The sequence below is a fragment of the Colwellia psychrerythraea genome (assembly GCF_000764225.1).
Taxonomy (GTDB): Bacteria; Pseudomonadota; Gammaproteobacteria; order Enterobacterales; family Alteromonadaceae; genus Colwellia; species Colwellia psychrerythraea_D.
Genome location: NZ_JQED01000009.1, coordinates 11,628 through 24,098 on the forward strand (window position 1 = coordinate 11,628; position 12,471 = coordinate 24,098).

Annotated in this window: 8 protein-coding genes; 1 reads left to right on the forward strand and 7 read right to left on the reverse strand. The window is 39.9% G+C overall.

Annotated features, from left to right (window positions below; genetic code table 11):
* Position 1: 1 nt before the first annotated feature.
* The 7 genes from oleC to ND2E_RS15015 form a co-directional block, all read right to left on the reverse strand.
* Entirely contained in the window at positions 2–1,783 is a 1,782-nt protein-coding gene (oleC, locus tag ND2E_RS15045; RefSeq protein ID WP_033093053.1) for an olefin beta-lactone synthetase, read from the reverse strand.
* A gap of 39 nt (positions 1,784–1,822) precedes the next feature.
* Positions 1,823–2,749, reverse strand: coding sequence for an alpha/beta fold hydrolase (locus ND2E_RS15040; protein WP_081961991.1), 927 nt, complete (start codon positions 2,747–2,749; stop codon positions 1,823–1,825).
* Between the two features lie 2 nt (positions 2,750–2,751).
* Positions 2,752–3,801: a 3-oxoacyl-ACP synthase III gene (locus ND2E_RS15035; RefSeq protein ID WP_033093054.1), complete on the reverse strand. Its 1,050-nt coding sequence runs from the start codon at positions 3,799–3,801 to the stop codon at positions 2,752–2,754.
* Positions 3,802–4,119: 318 nt separating this feature from the next.
* On the reverse strand, positions 4,120–8,088 hold the full coding sequence (locus tag ND2E_RS15030; protein ID WP_033093055.1) for a thrombospondin type 3 repeat-containing protein: 3,969 nt from the start codon (positions 8,086–8,088) through the stop codon (positions 4,120–4,122).
* Between the two features lie 174 nt (positions 8,089–8,262).
* A complete protein-coding gene (locus ND2E_RS15025; RefSeq protein ID WP_033093056.1) occupies positions 8,263–8,868 on the reverse strand; it encodes a hypothetical protein in 606 nt (201 codons plus the stop codon).
* Positions 8,869–9,173: 305 nt separating this feature from the next.
* Positions 9,174–10,934, reverse strand: coding sequence for a gamma-glutamyltransferase (gene ggt, locus ND2E_RS15020; RefSeq protein WP_033093057.1), 1,761 nt, complete (start codon positions 10,932–10,934; stop codon positions 9,174–9,176).
* Positions 10,934–11,617, reverse strand: coding sequence for a tRNA-uridine aminocarboxypropyltransferase (locus ND2E_RS15015; RefSeq protein WP_033093058.1), 684 nt, complete (start codon positions 11,615–11,617; stop codon positions 10,934–10,936). Before ND2E_RS15015 ends, ggt begins: the two co-directional genes overlap by 1 nt.
* 148 nt (positions 11,618–11,765) lie before the next feature.
* On the opposite strand from ND2E_RS15015, the gene rrtA reads away from it, so the two are divergent.
* Positions 11,766–12,392 carry a rhombosortase gene (rrtA, locus tag ND2E_RS15010; RefSeq protein WP_033093059.1) on the forward strand — a complete coding sequence of 209 codons (627 nt, stop codon included), beginning with the start codon at positions 11,766–11,768 and terminating at the stop codon, positions 12,390–12,392.
* The last annotated feature ends 79 nt before the right edge of the window (positions 12,393–12,471 follow it).

Here is a 12,471-nt window from a genome sequence, read left to right on the forward strand (position 1 = left end):
GTTAGTCAAGTTCTTGTTGTGCCCACACGGCAAGCTTTTCACGAAAAATCTTAGCGTTATGGCGGATATCTACAGGGAAATCATCATGAATCAAAAAGTGTGATATCGCCGATGTTTGTTTATGAGCGAGTGCCGATACTTTTAATGCTGAAAAAAGTGTTGCTTCATCAAAATTCTTATTTCTTTTAGCTTCATCCGTTAGCTCAATACAAAGTAAGGGGACACTTTTATGGTTAATTTTCACTCCAACTAAAGCGGTGCGCTTTACCGATTGATGGGTATTAAAGATGCGTTCGCAGGGTATTGAAAATAAAGTTTTTTTATCCGTTTCAACACGGTGTGCTTTACGACCACACATCCACAGCACACCTGCATCATCAAGGTAACCCAAATCCCCCATCCGGTGACGCACATCATTACTCGTTGAGCATGCCCCATCTGCAGCAAGAATTTTCGCCTGCGCAGTTGCCGACGGACGATTATAATATTGATGGCTAACCATATCACCCTTAACAACAATTTCACCAATGGTGTTTGCCGGCAAGGCTAACTGGTCATGCCATGTTTCAATGACATTATCATTAATAGCAATAATACTGATTTCAACACCGTTCACCGGATGACCTACACAAATACCGCCACCATTATTGGTTATATGGCTGGTTGCCAGTAAATCTGCGCTAGCTATTTTAGTTAATGGTAACGACTCAGTAGCACCATAAGACGTTAGCACAGGAACATCGTCGTTAAGTAGTTGAGTAAATCGCGCTATTGAGCTCAGGGTTGCGGGTGCCCCAGCTGAAATGACTCTTTTTAAACTGCGTAACTTTACGCCAGTTTTATTATCTAACTCAGTATCAGCTGGAATATCAGTCACTCCCGCCTGTCCTAATACTTCTATCAATGCAGGGTTTGCAAATAAGTTAGTGCATTGATATTTTTCAATGGCGGCAAAGATAAAAGCAGGGTTCGCCTTTATCGGTTTGCTTGCATCCATCTCAGGCACAATCGAGGCCATGCCTAATGCTGGCCCAAAAAGTGAAAACAATGGAAAGGTTGCTAAATCACGTTCGCCTGGTGTAATGGCATAATCATCTTTAAGCGCAGTAATTTGTGCTTCAAACATTTTATGACTGTAGACTACACCCTTTGGTGTTCCTGTACTGCCGCTGGTAAATAGAATAGCTGACATCGCATCATCACTAAGCTTTACCATTTCAAAAGACTTTTGTTGCTTTGTTTTAGCGGCATTTTTTATTGGATAGCGAGTCAGTAACTTGGTTAAACTCATACCACCTATAAGCGAGGCGAATACATTTGCGCCAGCGCCCGAATTAGCGTCAGTCACTGTTAATAGTTTTTTAATGCTGGACTTGCCCCAACCAAATAACAGTCTGGCAATATGCGCTTTAGGAATACCGATAAAGGCATCGGGAGCTGATTCAGAGAAACATTGTTTAAGGTTTTTAACGCCCATTCCTGGGTCCACTAAAATAGGGACAATGCCTGCTTTAAATAATGCAAATGTTAAGGCAAAAAAATCAATGCTTGGCGTTACCATTAACACGGCTTTCATACCTGACTTTAAGCCATAAGCCGTTAACGCATAGGCAATTTCATCACTACGTTGGTGTAGAGTAACAAAATCAATTTCTTGATAAGTCAGTTTGCCGCGTTGGCCTTTTTGTACGGCAACAGCTAACGCGTTGGGCGTTGCTATTGCTGCATGTGCGAGATGGCGACATAAATTAGCTTGATTGGACTTATCCATGGTCTCTGTCATTTACACTTTACCTATTAAATAAGTCCTACTAGATTAGTTCTACGCTAATTTGTCTTCGCTCGTCTTTAAGAAGTTACCTATTAACGGAACCACTTCATCGCTCGCGTCTTCTAAAATGTAATGGCCACAATCATCAAACGCATGAACTTGTGCTTCAGGAAAACGGTGTTGCCATTCATCAAGAAAGTGCTTATCAAAAACGAAATCTTTTAGACCCCAACAAATTAGCATAGGGATTTTCTTAAACTGCGCTAAACTGCCTGCAATTTCAGTAACTAACTGATAATTTTTATCGCCAACTTTTAAGGGAATATCTTGAATAAAACGTAATGTTGAAATGCGGTTTGTCCATGAATTAAAAGGCGCTACGTAAGCTTCTCGTATTTCTTTCGACATGGGTTTTCGCTTTACACCAATATATGAAGCGACACTTGAAAAGGCATTAAACCCTCTCACCAATGTAGCCCCTAAAAGGGTATTACGACCTAACCATAACGCTGGTGGTAATTTTTTAGCTTTAGGTAAATGAAAAGCGCCGGTATTTAAAATAACCAGACGTTTGATACGTTCAGGATAACGCGCAGCATACCCCATACCAATCATGCCGCCCCAATCATGTACGACTAAGGTAATTTTTTCTTTTACGTTTAAATGATCAAGTAATGCTTCTAAGTCATCTATTCGATTCGCTAAAGTATAATCATAACCGTCATCATCGGGTTTATCAGACAAACCACAACCAATATGATCTGGCACGATACATTGATGATTCTTGCTCAGTTGCTTAACTAGATTACGGTAATAAAAAGACCAACTTGGGTTGCCATGAACCATTACAACAGGAGAGCCCTGCCCTTCATTAACAAAATGGTATTGATGACCATTACGGTTGATATAGTTACGTGTAAACGGGAAGAGTTTTGTTAATTTATTTTCTAACATACTTTTTGGCATTGTATCAGACATAGTTACCACTTAAGCCCCAACATCATGCAATTTAAACCACTGCCTATCCCTAAAAAGCTAACATTATCGCCTTTTTGTAAAAAACCTTGATCATGAGCCATTGCAGCGGTAACAGGTAACGAAACTGTGCCCATGTTACCTAAACGTTGAAAGGTAGGAAATTCTTTAGCGGCAGGTATATTCAACGCAGACAACACTTGTTTTTGATTAGCTGCACCGACTTGATGACAAATAACTTTATCAACTTGCTCTTCAACCCACTCGCGTTGTTCTAGAAAGTGTTCCCAAGTATCTTTAGCTAAAGAAACACCTTCTTTAAGTAAACTTACAGCATCAGTACGCATAAACTCGCGGAACAGCTGTGGACCCACTTCTTTTAAACCCCATTGACATAAATTGTTATGCTCGGGGGCTGATAAGTGACTAGCCCCTAATAATTGATGATTACGATCACCGTCTAGATCTAAACTTCCATCAGTAAGTAGTACGGCAACAGCACCCGAGCCTCCCGTTAATGTTGCAAGAGAGCGCGCATAATTTTGCATGCTTGGGTCAGCGAGCATGTCATCAATAGTGACATCAACAATATGACGTGCAGATTCACACGATACAACAAGGCCAGCTTTAATTTGTCCAAGTTCAATTCGATTAGCAATATCTAAAATGCCAGAAAGCACACCTAAGCAGGCATTACTAATATCATAAATTGCAGTATCTTTTAATACACCAAGTTTAGCGGCAATTCGACAAGCGGTAGCGGGTTCATGCTGGTCACGACAAACCCCGGTATAAACAACGGCGCCAATATCTGCCGCTGCGATGCCTGTTTCATTCATCGCTTTTTCGGCAGCAACAATAGCACCATCTGAAAGAATATGATCAGATGGCCACCAACGGCGTTCTTCAATCCCAGTTAACGCAGTGAGTTGCCCCATAGGTATACGAAACTTTTGATATAACGGGGTCAAACGAGATTCAAGCTCTGTACTGGTTACCACTTCAGGGGCCAATTCATACGCTAAGCTATTAATAAAGACGCGGGAATATTTCATTTATGTGACTGTTGCTTATTATGTCTAGGTTATCTGTTGCAATACACTGTAAATCCATCGATGTATTGAGGAAACATGCGAACTAAGTAACCAATGTTAATTATTTATGACTCTGGGGCGCCATTTGAGCAAGAATATGCCAAGGATTCAACCAAAAACATGATTTATCGATAATCTACCTGTAAATTGGTTAAATTATTACATGTTATCCTCTGTGATCCCTAATTAGCCATTGTCATGATATCAAAATAAAAAGGCCCTCATCATGAGGGCCTAGATAAATATTTTGTGTTAATTCACCTTCAAGTTTTCTTCATACTATTCTTTAGCCAAATATTTTGAGCGCATTGTTCGAGATACGTACAACAAAAATAGTGCAAGCAAAGCAAAAACTGACAAACTACCACTGCTTGATTTTTCAGGGGTAACGTCAAGTGAAATGGTACTGTTGTCAACTACAGCTATGCCACCAGGATCATCAATAACACCGTTTGCAATACCATCAAGATCATTGGCACCACCATCTTCAATGAATAATTTTAAACAGGTATCTCCTACATTAAGACCTGCTTGGTATAGCTCACTATGCGGTGCTGGGCAAACACCGTTAACAGCTGCACTGGTAAAAATGGCATTATTACTGTCTTCGACAAAATCAACCCATTGATTTTCCGCATTTACCTTACGGTAGACAGAGTATTCAACTATCGCGTCAGATAAAGGCAGTACAATGGCAACTGAACGACCAAAAGGTGCAATATCATGTATTTCAAAATCAAAATAGCCCATGGTATTCTCTAGGTTATCTTGCTCAACTAAACCTGTTGCTAAGATTTCTTGTAGTGTAAGTGCTATACCATCAGAGCTTTGCAGTCGCGCAAACTTACCTAGTTTTAATTGTAAGCCTGGCTCTGTTTCTACTAACTTCACTAATGAAGCATCAATGTGTAATGGCTGTACGTACGGGATGGTTGAATTATCCATGTATGCGGGTAATCCATCTGCGTCCTCATCACTATACCCTTCAATCAAATCACTGATGCCGTCTCTGTCACTATCTAAACCACGTAATGTTCTTTGAGTTGCCAATAAAGCGATAGAAAGCTGTTTAGTTTGTGACAACTCTGCGGTGCCACTATTGGTGCTATTACCGCTATCTGTTACCGTGACACTAAGATTAATCAGACCTTTGTTTTCTTCTGGCACACTTAAACTATCTACTGCAAAGACAAATTGTAATTTATCGGTTGAAAGCACTGCATTTAAGTAGTCGGGGATTTGCCAATCAATTTGATGGGTATCTTGAACATTCGAATCTTCAATGTCCAAAACAACTGTCACTTCACCATCATTCATAGCAACACTAGGCACTTGTATGCCCTTTTGCCAAATTGCTAAATTAATAGTTGGCGCTACATTACCTTCAGTCACTGTGATGATATGCTCAGCATGAACACCCGCATTGACCCCTTGTTCAAAACTAAGTATGAGTTGTTCATCACCCTCTACTTGAAAATCATTATTCACCTTGATATCAATAAACCCTGCTGTGCCCTGTGTGATTACAACCTTGTTATCGGCAATAGTGTAATCCGCATTATCGACAGTACCTGTGATTGTCAGTGGTAATGTCACGGGATAAGCCGGCGCTTCACCTGATAAAACCACTTCAACTCGAGCAACCCCACCTTCAGCAACAACTTGTGCAGAGGAGAAGTTCACTAACGGGTGAATATTTAGCACTTGCGAAACATTGGAAAGATTACCGGCATTATCGACTGCTCGCCATAATATTGGGATCAAACCTGAACTAACATTTTTAGCCCCTGTCTCAAAGCCAAGTGCCGTTAAACCACAACAGTTTGTGCCATCAAGTCCATCACTTACGCTAATACGGGTTAATTCGATTAACCGCTGTAAAGTTAATTGCGTAAAAGTATGATCAGCATTGATGTGCACCGCTTGCGGCGGGGTAATAATAGGCGCGTAATCATCACGCAGAGGATGAGTGCCCGCTAACGCTTCTGCTGCATTGTTAACCCCATCAAAATCGGTATCTAGCAGTCCATCATCGACATTAAGTGGGTCAAAATTATGCAATAATTCGAATTCATCACTCATGCCATCGCCGTCATCGTCTAAATCGGCATTATTGCCAATTAAATCACCATCGGTGTCAAACTGCTCAGTGGCATCTAACGGCAGTTGATCTTGAAAGTCTGAGACACCATCATTATCATCATCACTGTCAAAAACATTACCTAAGCCATCACCATCAGAATCAAACGCTTCAACTGGGTTATTAGGAAAGGCATCTTCGATATCTCTGATACCATCATTGTCATCATCGCTATCAGCATTATCACCTAAACCATCATTATCAGCATCTAGCCATTCTGTTGCATCAAGAGGGAATAAATCAAGACTATCAAGACGACCATCACCATCATCATCATTATCAGTGTTATTACCTGTACCATCTCTGTCAGTATCAAACCATTCCAGTGGGTCATTATCAAAAGCATCGACTGCATCAGAAAAACCGTCGTTATCATCATCACTGTCGGCATTATCACCAATGCCATCGCCATCACTGTCGTATTGCTCATTAGCATTTAACGGATAACTGTCATCGCCATCTAAAACACCATCACCATCATCATCGGTATCGGCATTATTGCCCGTTAAATCACCATCAGTATCAAGCCATTCTGCAGGGTTAAGTGGAAAAGCATCAATACTATCAGGGTAGCCATCACCAACAAGGGTGACATTATGGGTATCATCATCTGAGTCTGCATTATCACCAACACCATCACCATCATTATCAACTGATTCTAAGGGGTCAAACGGAAAGGCATCGAGCCCATCAAGGACACCATCATTGTCATCATCAGTATCTGCTACATTACCAGTACCATCGCCATCGCTATCTCGATCTTCAAGTAAATCAAGCGGAAAAGCATCTATCGCATCAGCAATACCATCATCATCATCATCACTATCAGCAAACCTGTTCCCTAACCCATCGCCATCAGTATCTTGCCATTCAGTCCCATCTAACGGAAAGGCATCTGTCGCATCAGGTAAACCGCCTATAGCCATATCACCATCATCATCTGTGTCAGCATTATTGCCAATACCATCACCGTCAGTGTCTACATATTCATTTAAATCTAAAGGAAAAGCATCAGCGCCGTTAGCAATGCCATCGCCATCAATATCGGCATCACTATTATCGCCAAAGCCATCACCATCTAAATCGAATTGCTCTGTGGCATCTAAAGGAAAGACATCGGTGACATCCAATTCTCCATCGCCATCAGCATCTGTATCTGGTCCATCACAAATACCATCACCATCGGTATCGAGACGCTCTAACGGATCTAAAGGACACGCATCGACTCCATCTTGAACTCCATCACCGTCATCATCATCATCAGCATTATTACCTATACCATCATTATCAGTATCGATTGTTTCTGATGCATCTAGGGGCAAATCATCAGAGATATCAGCAAGACCGTCACCATCATCATCAGTATCAGTATTATTACCAATGCCATCACCATCCGTGTCATACCATTCAGTATTATCGTAAGGAAAAACATCAAGGGTATTCTCAATGCCATCATTATCAATATCAGGATCTTGCGCATTACCCATGCCATCACCGTCAAGATCAGCATTAACATTAAAATCTAACGGGAAAGCATCACTGCCATCATTGACACCATCACCATCATCATCAATATCAGCATTATTACCAATGCCATCAAGGTCTGTATCTATTGTCTCAAGTGGGTCTAACGGAAACTGATCATAAACATCAAGAACACCGTCGCCATCATCATCAGCATCAGCATTGTTACCTATGCCATCAAGATCAGAGTCCAAACTTTCTTGCAAGTTAAGTGGAAATACATCAAGAAGATCAGGAACACCATCGTTATCGTCATCGGTATCGGTATTGTTACCTAAGCCATCATTATCAGTATCTAGCCATTCACTGGGATCTTTTGGTAGGGGATCATAAATATCAATGGCCAAATCACCATCATCATTATTATCAACGCTATTAATTAAACCATCGCCATCAATATCGTTGTCGCTATTATTACCTATACCGTCCCGATCGGTATCAATCCATTCAAGTGGATCACCTGGAAAAAAATCGACGGCATCATCATAGCCATCACCATCAGTATCTACAGCAAAAGCACTGGTACTGATGACAAGGGTAAGTATGCTTAACAATTTAAAGCGACGTATTTTATACTTCAACACACGTTTCTCCACGGAGAGTATTATCTGGAATCAACACCAGATAGTTGTGTCCCATAACTTATGCAAAGCTATAAGACACAAAAGAATATAGGGGTAGAAAAATTTTTATTGCAACAATCCGTTTGCAAGCTTTCTTTATAACGGCCAATCTACATCTAACTTGAATAATTAACGTTAGTAGCCAATTTGGCGACCAAAACGATAATTAAAACCGATAAATACCGTACTGATGCTGCCAAAATCAGAATAGCTAGGGTAATGTTTGACACCTATGTGCATAGCAGAGTTTTTGGTAAAACTTTTTTGAAGAGAAATAGACAACACAGGATTGATATCTCCTTGCTCTGCAAAGTAAACATCATCTAAATTAAGTTCAGGATCTGGAATGAGTTTATTTTCACTAAGGTTGATCGATGCACCCAATTGAAATTCAAGCATAAGGCTAGTGATAAATTTATTATAAGACTTAGGGTAATAACGATAACCTAACGATAAATCGACCGTTTGTAAGGTGAAATCAAAACCTGCTTTGTCCCACACTTCACTTGTTTCATCTAAGTCACTAATTTCCACCTGTTCAAAGCGGTTATAACTAACCTGCCAATTAAACGCTTTTTGATTAAAGAATTCATCGCCAATGGAGAGGCTATAACCATAACTTTTATCTTGATCAACTTTATGCAGTTGCACTGAGCTTTCTAATGCGTAGCTATTGCTTGCCAGCATAGCAATAAAAACACATAACACTTGTACGATATACGGAAGTTTTTTCGAGGTCACTACTTTACACTCCTGCCAACATTTTGTCGGTATTTAGTCAGTATTAGCGGGACTACTAATAATTGGAGTTAAGCAATTATCACACCAAAAATATTCTTGACTACTGGACAGCGATAAAGCAATAACTTTATTGCTTATTAGCCCTAGGCTCCGAAAGAGTAAATAGGAGATGAACTATAGAACCATGATTGATGATGAGTGAATTATTATTTCTGATTGGAATTTTGTACTTAACCTTCGCTTATAGCCACTCTACTTGATGATAGCTAACTCAGGGCTTACAAGTAGAGTGAGTTGATAACCATTTAGCGTCCTAACACTAGCCCTTCTCGACGTGGATCTGCGCCGCCTACGAGCCCAGTATTAGTCACTTCAATTGCGTGTAAGCCACTATTTAACCCTCTAACTTTCACAGTATGCCCTCTCGCTTCAAGCGCTGGTTTTAGTTTAGCAACATCAGTATCTACCTCCAACGTAGTGACGAAATTTCGGTTAGTTACTTTGGGCAAATTAATAGCCTGCTGTACATTCAGCTGCCAATCAAGGACGCCAATAATGGTTTGCGCAACATAATTAATGATACGACTGCCACCCGGTGCACCAAGAATCAAACGTAATGAATTATCTTCATTAAACACCATCATTGGTGCCATAGAGCTACGGGGTCTTTTTAACGGCTCTACTCGATTAGCGACCCAAATTCCATTTCGTTTAGGCGCCAGAGAAAAGTCAGTTAATTGATTATTTAAAATGAAGCCTTGCACCATTAGCGCTGAGCCAAAACCATTCTCAATACTGCTGGTCATCGAAATAGCATTACCTTGTTTATCAACGACGACCAAGTGAGTGGTTGATGGTCTTTCAATAGCGTTATCATTCGCTAATTCTACACTCTTTTCTGGCTTACCTGCTTCAGCTTTACCCATATCTCTTTTTTCATTAATTAACGCAGCACGTTTAGCTAGGTAGTCTTTTGCTATCAACCCTTGAACAGGTACACTAACGAAATCACTGTCGGCAATATATTTATTTCTATCAGCAAAGGCCAATCGTGAACTTTGCGTTAATAGGTGTATCGCATGTAGAGAATTAGGCGGATACTGGGCAAGTTCGAATGTTTGTAATTGTGCTAGTATTTGAATAACGCTGATACCACCCGAGCTCGGCGGTGCCATACCACATACCTTATATTGATGGTAAGGGCCACAGACAGATGCACGTTCTATTGCTTGGTAATTTATCATATCATCTAGGCTTAATAACCCTGGTGAAATGACTGATTTTTGCACCTTTTCAACAATTTTTTTTGCTATCCATCCTTGATAAAACACTGCAACACCGTCTTTAGCAATACTTTTTAAAGCTTTAGCCAATTTAGGATTCTTTAAAGTATCACCCGCTTTTATACCGATACCATTGGGTGAAAAATAACTTTTAATCTCCGGTAACAGATGAATGCCAGGATTGAAATTCATCCCCAGTAATTTTTCTAAGCGTTGTGAGACAATAAAACCATCTTCCGCTAATGCTATTGCTGGTTGAAATAACACTTGCCAAGGCAAGACACCGAACTGCTTATGCGCTTTATCAAGCGCTGCGAGTAGGCCTGGCACACCAACAGATTTACCGCCAACAACGGCTTCAGACCACCTTAGTGGCTTGCCATTTTTATCTAAAAACAATTCACTGGTCGCATTTTTTGGCGCAGTTTCTCTGCCATCAAAAGTTGTTAGTTTCTGGCTTTCATTATGCCAATGCAACATAAAGGTACCGCCACCAAGGCCTGATGATTGCGGCTCTACTAAGCTAAGCACGAGTTGAGCAGCAATAGCAGCATCAACAGCACTTCCCCCTTTTTCAAGCATGGCTAATCCGGCTTTACTTGCATAAGGATTGGCAGCTACCACCATATATTCTTTAGCAGATACGGCTTTCTTTTGATTAAATCCCGTTGCCGCTTCAGGCTCACGAATTTCACGTTTAGCCAGAGCAGTTTGACTGGTAAAAAGATGGGTCACAATCAATGCAAATGTAGAAAGTCGTAATAAAAATGAACGCTGAATCATCAAGTTTCCTTAAGGGATTTTTTTGCAGGTCTAAAAGATAATTGGAACTGGTTAAATTGTTGAAATTTCTCAAGTAGTGGCTGGTATTTACCCGCATGTTGTGGGGTAATCGGTGAAGTATTATTAGCCAGTTCTTTTGAGGCATAATCCTGTTCGAGCAATGCTAAAGCATAACAACTTGCTTCTAAACTAGATAAAGCATTTTTTTTAGCTACTTTTCGAATCAGGTATTGACCCGCATTTGCTAACTCATCAGGTAAACAGACTTGCGGTAACTGTTGTAATTTAGTGGATAACATAAACATGCGATATGCTTTTTTCCATGTTCCATCAAGGATAACTAAACAAAGCGGTTTAGCATCAAGTTTAGTTTTATCAAGACGAGTCAATTGCGTGACAACATGTTGATCAAGTGTTTGCGCTTTCTCACCGGGATAAAGTAAAACGAGCTGATATTGCTGCATCATTTGTAAGAAACGAGCTTCTTTATCAAAGTCCTCACCGACAATAACGTCGCAAGATTGTAATGATTTGGCTAACAAAGCCACAGTACCTTTTGTCTGAGATACTTCACTGGGATGTTGTAGTACAACAAGGTGAATATTATTCGCAATATCTGCACTAAAAGAACAAATACACGCTTTTTTAGGTCGCAGACAACTAGGGCAAAGTATTCGTGACATAGAGTAGTAAAATAAAGCACAATGAATGAAGCAGCCATTGTATACTTTATTAATGATTTATAAATACTTTTGAAGCTATTACTCATAAACAATCATTAAATACCTGTTACTTTGTAAAATTTCTATTTAATCAAAAATACTTAAACACATGACATTATCCTTAAAAAACCTTCCGCTAAAAAAACAACACTGCATACTTGTTACTATCATCGCTATGCTGGCAATTATTGCCTATTTCTTCGATGATGCGATTAGCGATCTTTTCGTTTATCAACACCAATTAATTAGCCAAGGTGAATTATGGCGTACATTCACTGGACACTTTTTCCATACTAATGGTGTTCATCTCTTATTAAACCTAGCCGCGTTAGTGCTTTTATGGGCTTTACACGGTCATTTTTACACTGTAAAAAGCTATAGTTTGCTCTTTATCATATCAGCGTTAATTTGTAGTGCAGGAATGTTTTATTTTTCACCTGAAATTCGTCAATATGTTGGGCTGTCAGGTGTTTTACATGGTATTTTCGTTTTTGGTGCCATCATGGACATTCGGCACAAAGATAAAACAGGCTATTTATTATTTATTGGGCTTTGTCTAAAAATTGCACACGAACAATTTTTTGGAGCAAACGAACAAGTATCGACACTAATTGACGCTAATGTCGCAATTGACGCACATTTATGGGGTGCAATAGGTGGATTACTTTTTAGCTGTTGCTACCTGCTATATTTACTTCCCCTAAAAAAGGCTCCCGCGAATAAAAGTGCCCATTAAAAAGGCAAAAAAAAGACCTATGGTGTGAGCCATTGGTCTTGGTTAATACTTATTATGTCAGTCAATACGTAAACTTTTA